This is a genomic window from Flavobacterium sp. (assembly GCF_027531705.1).
Lineage (GTDB): Bacteria > Bacteroidota > Bacteroidia > Flavobacteriales > Flavobacteriaceae > Flavobacterium.
In genome coordinates this window covers 17,899-31,393 of the sequence record NZ_JAPZSP010000009.1, presented here as the reverse complement: position 1 = coordinate 31,393, position 13,495 = coordinate 17,899, and the positions used below count along the sequence as shown (strand labels likewise).

Sequence of the window (13,495 nt, the reverse complement as noted above, 5' to 3'; positions counted from 1 at the left end):
TGTACGAAAATAATGTTTTACAAAGGTAATTGTTTTTGCTTGTACAAATCTACAACATCTTCTTTACCTACTTGCAAATTCCAAACATGAATTCCCAAACTTTCGGCGGCGTCGGTATTTACTTTTTTATCATCTACAAACAAAGTTCGTTTTGGAGATAATTCGTGTTTACTTAATATAGTAGAAAATATTTTTGGGTCGGGTTTTCTCATTCCCATTTCATAAGAATAGTAAACTTTTTCAAAGCACTGATAAAAGTCACTAAAAAACGAAATCCCTACTTTTTTTTCAAAACGAGCTATGTGAATTTCATCAGTATTAGTCAACAAAAAAAGTTTGTATTTATAAGAAAGCATTTGTAGAAATTCCAATCTATACAATGGAAAATCACCTATAATAGTGTTCCAAGCCTTCTTTATCTCTTCAATACTTGCATTTGGTATAAACTTAAGAAAACTTTCTAGAAAATCTGATTCTGAAATTTTTCCTTTTTCAAATAAATCATTTTTGGCAATCAATTCTTCGTTTGGTCCATCTAAACCTAACTTTTTGAAGGCTTCAATTTGTGCTTCTTTCTCTAAATTAAGAAAAATATCGCCAAAATCAAAAATAATTGTTGTTATCATAATTGAAAAAATTTAGTAATTCATCTTCTAAAATTTCATTCCTAGTTGCTTTTTTAAATTCAATTTTGGGTGCTTTTACACCTTCATTCAAAGTTATATTCGACTTAAAAACTCTTGCTTCATCCCAAATATTTTTATCAATAAAAGCTTGCAAAGTCTTGCTTCCGCCTTCAATAATCAACGATTGAATATTGTTTTCAAATAAATAAGTAGCTACTTCTGAAGCCAAATTGTTATTGAAATTGATATTGCTTTTTGTTATTGAAATGGTTTTTGCTTGATTATCAAAGATATGACTTTCTTTTGAAATTCGGTTATTTTGGTCTAAAACTATTCTAATTGGATTGTTTCCAGCCCAATCTCTTGTGGTTAAACTCGGATTATCTTCAATGACTGTCTTTGTACCAACCAAAATAGCTTGTTCTTCGCTTCGCCATTTATGAACTAATTGTCTTGAAAATAAGTTAGTTAACCAAACTGGCTCTTGTTTATCTTTTGATAATGGTGCTATAAATCCATCTTGACTTTCAGCCCATTTTAAAATTATATAAGGTCTTTTTTTGTTGTGAAAAGTAAAAAATCGTTTGTTTAGTTCGTTGCATTCGCTTTCTAAAATACCAACTGTTACTTTTTTTCCAGCTTCTAATAATCTTTTAATGCCGTTACCAGCAACTTTTGCAAAGGGATCAATTGTTCCGATTACTACGTTCGGAATTTTTTTTGCAATAATCAAATCGCAACATGGTGGTGTTTTTCCAAAATGACTACAGGGTTCTAAACTAACATAAATAGTTGACTTAGAAAGTAATGATTTGTCTTTTACCGAATTTATGGCATTGACTTCTGCATGTGGCTCGCCTGCTTTTTGGTGCCAGCCTTCGCCAATTATTTCATCATTATATACAATCACGCTCCCAACCAACGGATTAGGAAAAGTTGTTCCCAAACCATTTTTGGCTAGTTCAATGCAGCGTTTTATATATTTTTCGTGTATCTTCACATCACAAAAATAAGTTTTTTTTGAGTTAGAAATTTAGAAAGTATAAAGTTTAGTTTGCATGATAATCAGAGAAATTCAACCAGAAGACAATCAACAAATTGCAAGTGTAATTCGTCAAGTTTTTATTGATGATAATTATCCAAAAGTCGGAACTGCATTTGCCGATTCGCAATTAGATTATATGTTTGAAAATTACAAGAAACCAAAAGCGATCTATTTTGTAATTGAAGAAAATGGAAAAATTCTCGGTGGCGGCGGAATTGCAAAATTGGATAATTCGGATGAAAATATCTGTGAATTGCAAAAAATGTATTTTTTACAAGAAGTTCGTGGCAAAGGAATAGGCTTCCAAATAATTGAAAAGTGCCTACAAAAAGCGAAAGAATTTGGATACGAAAAATGTTATTTAGAAACACTTCCCGAAATGCTTGTGGCTCAGAAGTTGTACAAAAAAGTTGGGTTTGACTATATTTGCTCACATTTAGGCGGAACAGGTCACACAAGTTGTCCTATTTGGATGATAAAAAGTATATAAATTCCAACCATAAAATTTCAAATTCCAATGTTTATTAAAGAATACAAAACCACTTTTCTTCATGAGCTTTCTCCTTTATATGATGAGATGGAAATTGAAAGTTTCTTTTATATTATTTTAGAAAGTTTTCATAATAAAAAGAGAATCGACTTAGCCTTGAATCCAGAAATGGAAATGGATGCGTTGCAACTATTGCGATGGGAAAGCACTTTAGCAGCATTAAAAAAAGAAAAACCTATACAATATATATTAGGGGAAACAGAATTTTACGGACTACCTTTTTTAGTAAACAAAAACACATTAATTCCAAGACCTGAAACTGAAGAACTTATTGAATTAATAATCAAATCCTACAACCTACAACCTACAATCAACAACCCTAAAATTCTTGACATTGGCACAGGTAGCGGTTGTATTGCCATTTCACTAGCAAAAAATCTTCCAAATGCACAAGTTTCTGCCATTGATGTTTCTGAAAAGGCTTTGGCTACAGCACAAAAAAACGCTGAAATCAATAACGTAAATGTGAATTTTATACAAGCAGATATTCTAAAAGTTGACGATTTAGAAAATCTTCCAACATCCAACATCCAACATCCAACTAAATATGATGTGATTGTTTCAAATCCACCATACGTTAGAAATTTGGAAAAATCCGAAATCAAACCAAATGTTTTAGAATACGAACCACATTTGGCCTTATTTGTAGAAGATAACGATGCGCTACTTTTTTACAGAAAAATAGCCGAACTAGCTAAGAAAAGCTTAACGGAAAATGGAAAACTCTACTTTGAAATAAACCAATATCTAGGAAAAGAAACCGTTGAATTGTTAGAGAATTTTGGCTTTAAAAATGTTATTTTGAAAAAAGATATTTATGGAAACTACAGAATGATTTCTTGTTCAAAATAAAAAACTACAAACTATTAACTAATAACTATTCATATCTCAACGCCTCAATAGGATCCAACTTCGATGCTTTCAAAGCAGGATAAGAACCCGAAACGATTGCTACTATAAAACTTGTTCCAAAAGCAGCCATAATCGCTTTCCACGGAATTACAAATGCAAAATCTAAAGCCGAAGAAATTCCGTAACCAATAAGAATTCCTAATATAATTCCCAACAAACCACCAAGCTGACTAATAATTAAGGTTTCTACAAAAAACTGCCATGCAATAGTATTTTTTGTGGCGCCAAGCGATTTTCTCACGCCAATTTCTCTTGTTCTATCGGTTACCGACACAATCATGATATTCATAAGCGCAATCGAAGAACCAAAAATAGTAATGATGCCTATAACCCAAGCGGCTATGCTTAATGCGCCAGTCATTTCGGCAATTTTATTTACCAAATCATCACTTCTCGAAATACCAAAATTATTTTCTTCAACTGGATTCAACTTTCGTACTTGACGCATAGTTATAGTTGCTTGATCAATCGCTTCGTCGAGCATTTCTTTTTTATCAACCATTGTACTAATGGTATAATCAATGCTTGGTTTTGAATAAAGAGAACGCGCCACTTGTATCGGAATCAAAACTCGTAAATCTTGACTATTTCCAAATGTCGAACCTTTTTCTTTCAAAGCACCAATTACTTTAAACTTAGCACCGCGAATAGAAATTATTTTGTCTATCGGATTCACGTCTTTCAGCAAACCTTTCGTCACAAAGTCTGAACCAACGACACACATATAAGCGTTATTCTGAATATCTAACGAGTTAAAATTTCGTCCTTGAATAACTTCCAAACCTGAATTACTCACAAAATTCTCATCCACACCAAGCACCTGAATTTCGGGATCGGTCTTTTGGTTTTCAAATTTTATTTCTGCCGTTGCAGTTGCTGTAAATGATAACGAACTTCTCGTTAACGGAAACTTATATTTATCCTTAAAAAATCGAGCTTCAGGATATGAAATAATCGGATTTATTTTTTCTTCTTCACCGCCACCACGTTGTCTGGTCACAAATTCGTATTGTGTAATATTAAAAGTGTTCGAACCCATCGATGAAAATTTCGAATTCAGCATGCTATCAAGTGACGAAACAACTGACAAAATCCCAACAAGCGACATGATACCAAAAGCAATAATCACCACTGTCAGAATGGTGCGCAGCAGTTGCGTTCGTATCGAACCAAATGCAATTTTACTATTTTCTACAAAAAGTTTAAACATATACAAGTTTGACACGAAAGTACGCTATTTGTTACAATTTTTAAGTTTTTTTTGAAGCTATTTCCCGCTTTACACTGCAATCTTTTTATTTTTAAAGAAAAAATAAAAAGGATTTCCGTTGCAATCTGGGCTAGGGCTAACTGCATCCAAAGAAACTATTTGCTAAATTTGATGAGATTCCTTCAGAATGACAATTTACAATTGCCTACTGCGACTGAAAACTGCGACTATATCTTGTGTTTTCATCAAAAAAACAAGATATTTGCAAAACAATACGTAATTCCAAAATTAAAAAATGGCATCAAAACCAAGCATCCCAAAAGGCACAAGAGATTTTTCACCTGTAGAGGTTTCCAAGCGTAACTATATCATTTCGATAATGCGACACCATTTCGAAAAATACGGTTACCAACCTATCGAAACACCTTCTTTTGAAAACTCCGAAACCCTTATGGGAAAATACGGCGATGAAGGCGATAGATTGATTTTTAAAATATTGAATTCTGGAGAATATTTAAAAGATGTCCCATTAGAATTTCTGGAATACAAACAAGAAAAAGCAATAACACCAAAAATCTCCGAAAAAGCCTTACGTTACGATTTAACCGTACCTTTTGCTCGTTATGTGGTGCAACACCAAAGCGAAATTGAGTTTCCGTTTAAGCGTTACCAAATCCAACCTGTTTGGCGTGCCGATCGTCCTCAAAAAGGACGTTTTAGAGAATTTTACCAATGCGATGCCGATGTAGTTGGTTCAACATCTTTATGGCAAGAAGTAGAATTGGTGCAGTTATACGATGCTGTTTTTGCCGCATTAGGTTTGGATGGCGTGACTATCAAAATCAATAATCGCAAAATCTTATCCGGAATTGCCGAAGTTATTGGTGCTTCCGATAAGTTAATAGATTTTACAGTTGCCTTAGACAAACTCGACAAAATAGGTGAAGATGGAGTAAAAAAAGAAATGCTCGAAAAAGGAATTTCCGAAGAAGCATTGGTAAAAGTGCAACCGTTATTCAGTTTTGAAGGAACGATTCAAGAAAAAATAGAGAAACTTTCCACTTTACTTTCCACTTCAGAAGAAGGCAAAAGAGGAATCGAAGAATTGCGTTTTATTTGTGAAAACGTAACCAAATTAGGTTTGCAAAAAGCCATTTTAGACCTTGATGTAACCTTAGCACGTGGTTTAAATTATTACACTGGAGCTATTTTTGAAGTCGCTGCTCCCAAAACAGTTGCTATGGGTTCAATCGGCGGTGGCGGAAGATATGATGACTTGACAGGAATCTTTGGTTTAAAAAACATGAGTGGCGTCGGAATTTCGTTTGGTTTAGACAGAATCTACTTAGTTCTAGACGAATTGAATTTGTTCCCTGAAACGGTTATTACTTCAACTAAAGTGATGTTTTTAAATTTTGGAGAAAGCCAGTCTTTTGAAGTAATGCAAACCGTTTACAATCTAAGAAAAAACAACATCAATGTCGAAATGTATCCAGATGCAACTAAGATTGACAAGCAGTTCAAATATGCCGAAAGAAGAAAAATTCCTTTTGTTGTAAAAGAAATTACAGATGGAAAATTCACATTGAAAAACCTAGTTTTAGGAAAACAAGAAATGGTTTCATTTGAAGAAATGTTACAAGTTTTGCAATAAGATAATTTCTAAAAATAAAAAAAGTCTCAATCAAATAAATGGTTGAGACTTTTTTCGTTAGAATTAAATTGGAATTAGTTTTTCAAGAATTTTTCAGAAGATTGTTTACCTTCTTTATCTTTTAGAACTAAAATGTATGTTCCTGTAGCTAATGATTTTACATCTATAGTATTATTAGTTACAGTTGGTTTCATAACTACTTTTCCAACAAGATCAACTATTTGAGCAAAAGCTATTTCTGAAGCCGAATTTTTGAATGTAATGTTTATAACATCATTCACCGGATTTGGAGTAATGCTAAAAAATGAACTTGCAGGAGCAACAGTAGCAAGAGTAGTTTCATTTTCAGTAATCGTTATTGTTCGGTTTATTAAAGGGTTAAGAATCTCATCAACTGAACCTGAAGGCCATTTCACAACTATCTTTGTAATTTCAGTTGCAGCTCCAATTCCAAAATGAGCAAAAATTGAACTCATATATTTGAAACCTTCACCACTTCTTACATCTCTAATTTGTTTTCCCCAAGCGCCATAAATTTCTATTCGTGCACCTATACCATTACTGTTACTCTCAACACCGTTAAGTTTTACTTTTAACCAATTGTTACCATTTGGAACAGCATATCTTATTGTGCTTCCATTTAAAATGTCTAAATAACCATCATTGTTCAAATCACCAACAGCACCTACACTTATTCCTGCATAAGTTTGAGGGAAAAATGTATTATTACCTTGATTAAACATGATTTTGTTTCCACCTCCTAAAACATCAACAAATCCGTCATTGTCAAAATCATAAGCAATATTATCTATGTTGGTTGAAGAATTTGTATCCCAACCTGATCCTGAAGTTATCTCTGTAAAAGTCTCTTCAACACTGTTACTTGTATCTAAATTATTTTTGAAGAAGTGATGATTTCCAGAACTTGCAGTAATGATAATATCCATGTCGCCATCATTTTCAAAATCAGCAATAGCAGACGACCATGTTTGTATAGGTGTGATGTTTACTCCAGCGACAGCTGAAATATCTGTATAGACTCCATTACCATCATTTCTTATTAACTCACATGGAGGACCTGAACATTTAGAAATAAATATATCAGTATCATTATCATTGTCATAATCAAAAAACAAGGTAGCATAGTTACCGCCAGAGTTACCTACATTCATTGCGCCAGGAGTAACTGTTGCTTGATAAAAAGTTAAATTATCTGAACCATCATTAAGATAATAGCAGTTAGGAGCAATATCATGACAAGAAAAAATATCAAGATTACCGTCGTTGTTAACATCTGCAAAGTTTGTTCTTTGGCAAAAAATATAGTCAGTTGGGTTAAAACTTGTGTAAGCTAATCCGTCTGGACTAACATTTGATTTCCAAACTGATAAGCCATTTCCAGCTCCTAATATTAAATCGTTGTAACCATCTCTGTTATAATCTCCTACAGCAGCACTCCATGATGGCATTTTACTAGTTCCACTTACAGGGAAATTAACAATATTAAAAGTTCCATTATCTCTTTGGTAGTGAATTTTTAGGTTATTAGGACTAACACCTACAACGTCATCTAGTTTATCATTATTCATATCAACAACACAAATATTGTAGTTACTATCTATGGTAGAAACAGATTGTGTAGTATAAGTGATGGGTGTTGGAGGAGGAACTACAATTTCGTTTTCAGTTAATTGAAATGTAAATCCGTTTGAAGTCCAATGATTATCCCAAGCAATGTAATAGGTTGTTCCTGCTGCAACATTGAAAGTATCTACAGATGAATATCCTGCACCTGAATCATCATCTCCTGCATAACAAGTCAGCGAGGCGCATGTTCCAGTATAAACATGAAAACGTGTGTCAACTTTTGGTGTGTTTTGTACAATATTAGAGCTTACGGTTACTGTAAAATTTTGTGTTGGAGTATACGCATACCATTCGCCTGCAGTAGCACCAGTTCCGTTAGCTGCGCAGATAGGTGTAGGAACTTGTGTTCCATTCACAACATCAACAACATATAAGCCTGCTGTTATTAGAGGTAAAGCTGTAGCACATGTATCTTGTGAGTAAGAATGATGAGCAAAAAACATCATTGTAATGAGCAGAGTAATTTTTTTCATTTTATAGTTATTTGATTAGTATTTTATTTTTAAGGACAAGGCTGCAAAGTGTTAATCCATTGTTCAATCATGTTAACAGCTTCTGTGTGAATGACAGTTCTACCATGTAGAGGCATTCTAAATGCTTCATTGGTAGTATTAAGTCTGTGGTATAACATAGAACGATTGATATTTCCTGGAGTAATAATTTTACTTAATGCTGGTGCAAAGCTTTGCATATCAACAGTATTTACACAAACGCCTATATTAGTTAACCCGTTAGAAGCACCTGTTTCAGAGTAGGCAAATCGCATTGGTCTGTAATCACAATGTCTGTTGTTTTGATGGCAGTGAGCACAATTTATATCTAGATAAGATCGAACTCTTAAATCAAGAGGTTTAGAAGTATCACTATAATCTACTGTTGTTGCATTTTCTGTTGGAAGAGAAAAATTAGAATTCAAGTAACCTGTTTGAATCCATTTTGTCAATTGATTTACTGTTTCAGTTCCATAGTTATATTGAAAATTCAAATTTTGAGGTTTGATTCCTATTGGAATATGATTTGTGACAAAAACGCCATTGATAGTCTCTTGTTTTTTGTGACAGATAATGCACTGAACTTCGTTAGGAATTCTATATTCTGGAACTGTTTTAGTATTGTTCTCTTCATCTATCCAAGTTATTGAAGTTGTGCTTCCGTTCATGTCTAGGTATGCTTCCGTTTGCTCAGTATTCCAAACATATTCTGCAAATATCCAACCTGTAGATTTACGAATCATTAGTCTTGTTTCGATAATTCTTGTAGAACCAACTGGCACAACATTTTGAACATTATCATAATAGAAACTTTTTATCAAAACAGCTCCAACAGGTAATTCTAAAATTGTTGTATCACTATTATAGGTAGCTTTTGTTCCAGGTGGCAACCAAACAAATCTTTTTTTGTGAGCGTAATCTGTAAATAAAACACTTGCTGGCAGATAAGGCAATACTTTATGTCCAGGTTGTTGCAATTTTAATTGACCAACAAAGAAATGATAATCTGATAATTTAGGATAAGGAACTTGACTTAAATCAATAGCAATTGCTTTGGTGTTGTTATTATTTATAATCTGTTTACTTTCGCTATCAATTGACAAATATTCTTCATTTTCATTTTTTGAACATGAAATTATTGAAAACACAAAAAGTAATGTAAAAAGTAATAAGTAATTTTTTTTCATTATTGTAAATTGATAGTAAAGTTCAAAAATATAAAAAAGAATGTAAATACCTAACTAAACACATGTTAAGTTGCAATTTTTTTATGAAAATAATAATTTATTTGTTAAAAATTTTAATCTAAATTTACTTTTACATTGTAATTTTTTAGGTTTTTCAGTGCTTCATCTGATTTATAATCAAAAATTTCTTCATGTTCTTGTTTGTCCTTTCTAACTGCAATCATTTTTACTCCATAATAAAAACGACGAACTTCATCAAAAGTAGATAAAATCAGTTTTGGAACTTTTGTGTTATTTCCTTCTTTGTCTTTTGCAACCATTGTAAAATAGGAAGAATTGCAATGCTTAACTTTTCCAGTTCTAATGTTTTCTGCCTCTACTCGAATACCAACAATCATTGAACTATTTCCAACATAATTTACAGATGCTTTCAAAGTTACAAGTTCGCCAACTTCAATTGGATTAAGGAAATCTACAGTATCAACTGAAGCCGTAACACAATAATTTCCTGAATATTTTGAGGCACATGCAAAAGCAATTTGGTCTAATAATGAAAGAATATATCCGCCATGAATTTTACCAGAAAAATTAGTATGAGATGGCAACATCAATTCAGAAATCGTAATTTTGGATGCTTTTACTGTTTTGAAAACCTCTTCCATTTACCTAACTTTAAAAGGTGAATCCTCTTGAACAACTTCGGTTACATAATATTTGGTTTCTCCCCACCAAGAGAATGTTGTATAACGTTCAACATAGGTTATTTTTACATATTCACCTTGAAGTTCTTTCAATTGTTCAATTATTTTTGGTTCACTATCTAAAACCGAAAATTTGAAGATTTGAGCACCTGCAATTCCTTGACTCAATTCGCCTTCCCAAGTTTTGAAAACGTATCCTTTGTTACTGAATTTTATCAATTCGCCCGAACGATTTCCTTCGCTATATGTTGCGTAATACATTATGGCAAAATATCCTGCTAATCCAATAATTAGTAGTCCGATAAAAATAAATAGAAATTTTCTCATGTTTGTTTTAATTTATAAATGTTGATTCGTCTTTTTCTGCTCTGTTAATTATGTTTTCGGGTAAAGATTTCTTGGCTTTTGCTCCCATTTTTTTCAATTTTTCTACACTTGTTATCAAGTTTCCTTTTCCGTCAACTAGCTTGTTCATTGCTCCTTGATATTCAACTTTGGCTTCGTCCATCTTCTTTCCAATTTTGACTAAATCAGAAACAAAACCTTCAAATTTATCATACAAAGCACCTGCTTGACGAGCAATTTCTAAGGCGTTTTCTTGCTGTTTTTGATTCGCCCACATACTATCAATAGTTCGCAAAGTTGCTAATAAAGTGGAAGGCGTAACAATAACAATATTTTTTTCAAAAGCCTTATTGTACAAACTTGTATCTTCGTTTAAAGCAATAGCAAATGCTGATTCAATTGGAATAAATAACAAAACAAAATCCGGACTTTCCATTTGATACAAATCTTGGTAATTCTTGTTTCCTAATTGTTCGACATGACGATTTATTGAAACTACATGTTCTTTTAGATGTTGCGTTTTCAAGTTATCATCTTCCTCATTAATATAACGTTCATAAGCTGTCAACGTTACTTTGGAATCGACAATCATTTTCTTTCCGTCTGGAAGATTGATAATTACATCGGGGAAAACACGATTTCCATCTTCGGTTACAAAACTTTGTTGTACAAAATATTCTCTGTCTTTTTCTAATCCAGATTTTTCTAAAACACGTTCTAATACCAATTCGCCCCAATTTCCTTGCATTTTGCTGTCGCCTTTTAGCGCTTTAGTCAAATTGAGTGTTTCTTTACTCATTTGCGCATTCATTTCGCGCAAGCCCAAAATTTGTTGACGCAATGCGGCATGATAATCAATACTTTCTTTGTGTGTATCTTCGACTTTCTTTTCAAAAAGTTGAATTTTATCTTGCAATGGCGAAAGAATATTTTTAAGGTTTTCTTTATTTTGTTCAGTGAATTTAGTCGTTTTTTCTTCTAGAATTTTATTAGCCAAATTTTCAAATTCTTTAGTGAATTTTTCTTGAAGTTGTTCTACTTCTTGTTTTTGCTCTTTATTTCGTTCCCAAAGATTTTCAAAATCGGTTTCTTTTTTTGATAATTGAATGGCTAATGAATCTTTTTCGGCACGAATAGTTTCCTTTTCAGTATTTGAAAGTGTTAACTGTTTTTCAAATTGATTTCGTTCGTTCTGAAATTGCTCTTTCAATTGATTAATTTGCGATATCAAACCATTTGATTTTTCTTCTAACGAAGCTTTTTCTGATTGTGATTTGGCTGAAAATAGCATTTTGCCAACGAAAACTCCAATGGCTAAGGCGATTATAAAGGTTAGTAAAATTAGAATTGATGAATCCATTATCTGATATAATATTTTAAAGTTTAAAGATACATATATTGTTTAAAATAGTTGCATCAATTTTATTTTTGTTAAAAAAATGGCATTATTTTGGATAATTTAAATTTATTAGAAAAAAAACTATATTTACAAAAAAAATTAAAATTCATAATTTATGACTAGAAAAATTACACTTTTAGCCTTATTACTTATTTCAAGTTTATCATTTTCACAGTTTGGTCCAGTAGGACATTTGACCATTTTTTCTGAAGATGGTGATAAATTCACGCTTATTTTAAATGGAGAAATCATTAACGACGAACCGCAAACTAACTTAAGAGTTGAAGATTTGAATCAACCTTATTACAATGCAAAAATCAAATTTGCTAATGCAACTTTACAAGATGTATCTAAAAATAGTTTAATGTTGACAGATGCCGATGGAAATTTTGCTGATGTAACTTATAAAATAAAAAGAGATAAGAACAACAAAACAAAAATGAAGTTAAATTACTTTTCTTCAATTCCTGTTCGACCAGATTTTATTCCACCAACAAATGTTCATGTGGTTCATTATGGCCAGCCAAGAGATGTTGTTGTCGTTAAAGAACCTGTTCGCGGTGGTACAACACAAACAACTACAACGACTACAACTCAAAATGGCGGTGTAAACATGGGAGTTGGTGTTAATATTGGTGGTATCAATATGGGTGTATCTATAAATGATTCTATGGGCGGCGGTGTTGTTACACAAACTACAACAACTACATCATCTTCACATTCATCTCATGGGAATCATGATGGTCATGACCATGGTAACAGCGGTAATCAATACAACGATTCAAGAGGTTGTGGTGGAAAATCATGCATGACACCTGGAAACTTTAATGCAGCTTTGTCAACTATCAAAAAGCAAAGTTTTGAAGATACTCGTCTAAAAACGGCTAAACAGGTTATTACTGCAAATTGTTTAAATGTTGATCAAATTATACAGATTGCCAATACATTTAGTTTTGAAGATAATAAATTAGAGTTTGCTAAATTTGCTTACGATTATTGCATTGAGCCAAGAAATTATTTCAAATTAAACGGAATTTTCAATTTTAGCAGTAATGTTGATGAATTATCAGATTACGTTCAAAGTAGAAATTAATTTTTAAAGATTATAGTAATTAAAGACTGTCATTTACGGCAGTCTTTTTATTTTTGTAAAAAAGATGCATCAACATTACCTTATTCATAAACCTTACGGCTATTTGTCGCAATTTAAATATGAATTAAAGCGCAATAAAAAGTTGTTAGGAGAATTATATAATTTTCCTGAAGGAATTATGGCGATTGGAAGGTTAGATGAAGATTCGGAAGGGTTACTTTTGTTGACAACCGACGGAATGATGAGTGAAATTGTTCGTAGCAAAAAAGTTGAAAAAGAATACTACGTTCAAGTGGATGGCATTATCAATCAAGATGCGATTGAGAAATTAAAAAATGGTGTTGAAATTGGTTTCAATGGGAAAAAATATATAACTCGAAAATGCCAAGCAGCAATATTAAAAGCTAATCCTGAATTTGGTGAACGCGGAAAAAAGATAAGAGACGAACGTCACGGACCAACTTCATGGATAACAATAACTATCAACGAAGGCAAGTTTAGACAAGTAAGAAAAATGACTTCAGCCGTTGGATTTCCAACCTTGCGATTGGTTCGAGTTAGAGTTGGAAATCAATATCTAAACGATTTAAAAGCTGGAGAAGTTTTAGAAGTTTCTGATTTTGAATTATAAATAC

General features: G+C 32.4%; 13 protein-coding genes. 5 read left to right on the top strand and 8 right to left on the bottom strand.

The window, feature by feature from the left end:
* Positions 1-17: 17 nt before the first annotated feature.
* Both O9267_RS04200 and ribD read right to left on the bottom strand, forming a co-directional pair.
* A complete protein-coding gene (locus O9267_RS04200; protein ID WP_298176354.1) occupies positions 18-626 on the bottom strand; it encodes an HAD family phosphatase in 609 nt (202 codons plus the stop codon).
* Complete coding sequence (gene ribD / locus O9267_RS04195) at positions 604-1,626, bottom strand: bifunctional diaminohydroxyphosphoribosylaminopyrimidine deaminase/5-amino-6-(5-phosphoribosylamino)uracil reductase RibD (RefSeq protein WP_298176351.1); 1,023 nt, start codon at positions 1,624-1,626, stop codon at positions 604-606. The genes O9267_RS04200 and ribD overlap by 23 nt, the downstream gene beginning before the upstream one ends.
* Before the next feature lie 58 nt (positions 1,627-1,684).
* On the opposite strand from ribD, the gene O9267_RS04190 reads away from it, so the two are divergent.
* Both O9267_RS04190 and prmC read left to right on the top strand, forming a co-directional pair.
* Entirely contained in the window at positions 1,685-2,161 is a 477-nt protein-coding gene (locus tag O9267_RS04190) for a GNAT family N-acetyltransferase (protein ID WP_298176348.1), read from the top strand.
* A gap of 27 nt (positions 2,162-2,188) precedes the next feature.
* Positions 2,189-3,073, top strand: coding sequence for a peptide chain release factor N(5)-glutamine methyltransferase (gene prmC, locus O9267_RS04185; RefSeq protein ID WP_298176346.1), 885 nt, complete (start codon positions 2,189-2,191; stop codon positions 3,071-3,073).
* 25 nt (positions 3,074-3,098) lie between these two features.
* Here prmC and O9267_RS04180 read toward each other — a convergent pair whose 3' ends face one another.
* Positions 3,099-4,343, bottom strand: a complete 1,245-nt coding sequence (locus O9267_RS04180) for an ABC transporter permease (protein WP_298176343.1) — start codon at positions 4,341-4,343, stop codon at positions 3,099-3,101.
* Between the two features lie 295 nt (positions 4,344-4,638).
* On the opposite strand from O9267_RS04180, the gene hisS reads away from it, so the two are divergent.
* Positions 4,639-5,997: a histidine--tRNA ligase gene (gene hisS / locus O9267_RS04175; protein ID WP_298176340.1), complete on the top strand. Its 1,359-nt coding sequence runs from the start codon at positions 4,639-4,641 to the stop codon at positions 5,995-5,997.
* Between the two features lie 74 nt (positions 5,998-6,071).
* On the opposite strand, the gene O9267_RS04170 is transcribed toward hisS, so the two are convergent.
* The 5 genes from O9267_RS04170 to rmuC form a co-directional block, all read right to left on the bottom strand.
* Positions 6,072-8,117 carry an FG-GAP-like repeat-containing protein gene (locus O9267_RS04170; RefSeq protein WP_298176337.1) on the bottom strand — a complete coding sequence of 682 codons (2,046 nt, stop codon included), beginning with the start codon at positions 8,115-8,117 and terminating at the stop codon, positions 6,072-6,074.
* 29 nt (positions 8,118-8,146) lie between these two features.
* Positions 8,147-9,322 carry a hypothetical protein gene (locus tag O9267_RS04165; protein WP_298176334.1) on the bottom strand — a complete coding sequence of 392 codons (1,176 nt, stop codon included), beginning with the start codon at positions 9,320-9,322 and terminating at the stop codon, positions 8,147-8,149.
* Positions 9,323-9,435: 113 nt separating this feature from the next.
* A complete protein-coding gene (locus tag O9267_RS04160; protein WP_298176332.1) occupies positions 9,436-9,984 on the bottom strand; it encodes an acyl-CoA thioesterase in 549 nt (182 codons plus the stop codon).
* Positions 9,985-10,350: a 6-phosphogluconate dehydrogenase gene (locus O9267_RS04155; protein WP_298176330.1), complete on the bottom strand. Its 366-nt coding sequence runs from the start codon at positions 10,348-10,350 to the stop codon at positions 9,985-9,987.
* A 7-nt stretch (positions 10,351-10,357) separates the two neighbouring features.
* Positions 10,358-11,728 (bottom strand): DNA recombination protein RmuC, encoded by a 1,371-nt coding sequence (rmuC, locus tag O9267_RS04150; RefSeq protein ID WP_298176327.1) that lies wholly within the window; start codon positions 11,726-11,728, stop codon positions 10,358-10,360.
* A 154-nt stretch (positions 11,729-11,882) separates the two neighbouring features.
* Between rmuC and O9267_RS04145 the strand changes: the two genes are divergently transcribed.
* Both O9267_RS04145 and O9267_RS04140 read left to right on the top strand, forming a co-directional pair.
* Complete coding sequence (locus tag O9267_RS04145; RefSeq protein WP_298176324.1) at positions 11,883-12,860, top strand: DUF4476 domain-containing protein; 978 nt, start codon at positions 11,883-11,885, stop codon at positions 12,858-12,860.
* A gap of 64 nt (positions 12,861-12,924) precedes the next feature.
* On the top strand, positions 12,925-13,491 hold the full coding sequence (locus O9267_RS04140; protein ID WP_298176321.1) for a pseudouridine synthase: 567 nt from the start codon (positions 12,925-12,927) through the stop codon (positions 13,489-13,491).
* Positions 13,492-13,495: the final 4 nt, after the last annotated feature.

Coding starts and splice junctions, on each gene's coding strand:
- rmuC (WP_298176327.1), bottom strand. CDS start 11,728: ATGGATTCATCAATTCTAATTTTACTAACCTTTATAATCGCCTTAGCC.
- O9267_RS04160 (WP_298176332.1), bottom strand. CDS start 9,984: ATGGAAGAGGTTTTCAAAACAGTAAAAGCATCCAAAATTACGATTTCT.
- O9267_RS04190 (WP_298176348.1), top strand. CDS start 1,685: ATGATAATCAGAGAAATTCAACCAGAAGACAATCAACAAATTGCAAGT.
- prmC (WP_298176346.1), top strand. CDS start 2,189: ATGTTTATTAAAGAATACAAAACCACTTTTCTTCATGAGCTTTCTCCT.
- O9267_RS04155 (WP_298176330.1), bottom strand. CDS start 10,350: ATGAGAAAATTTCTATTTATTTTTATCGGACTACTAATTATTGGATTA.
- O9267_RS04200 (WP_298176354.1), bottom strand. CDS start 626: ATGATAACAACAATTATTTTTGATTTTGGCGATATTTTTCTTAATTTA.
- hisS (WP_298176340.1), top strand. CDS start 4,639: ATGGCATCAAAACCAAGCATCCCAAAAGGCACAAGAGATTTTTCACCT.
- O9267_RS04145 (WP_298176324.1), top strand. CDS start 11,883: ATGACTAGAAAAATTACACTTTTAGCCTTATTACTTATTTCAAGTTTA.
- O9267_RS04180 (WP_298176343.1), bottom strand. CDS start 4,343: ATGTTTAAACTTTTTGTAGAAAATAGTAAAATTGCATTTGGTTCGATA.
- O9267_RS04170 (WP_298176337.1), bottom strand. CDS start 8,117: ATGAAAAAAATTACTCTGCTCATTACAATGATGTTTTTTGCTCATCAT.
- O9267_RS04165 (WP_298176334.1), bottom strand. CDS start 9,322: ATGAAAAAAAATTACTTATTACTTTTTACATTACTTTTTGTGTTTTCA.
- O9267_RS04140 (WP_298176321.1), top strand. CDS start 12,925: ATGCATCAACATTACCTTATTCATAAACCTTACGGCTATTTGTCGCAA.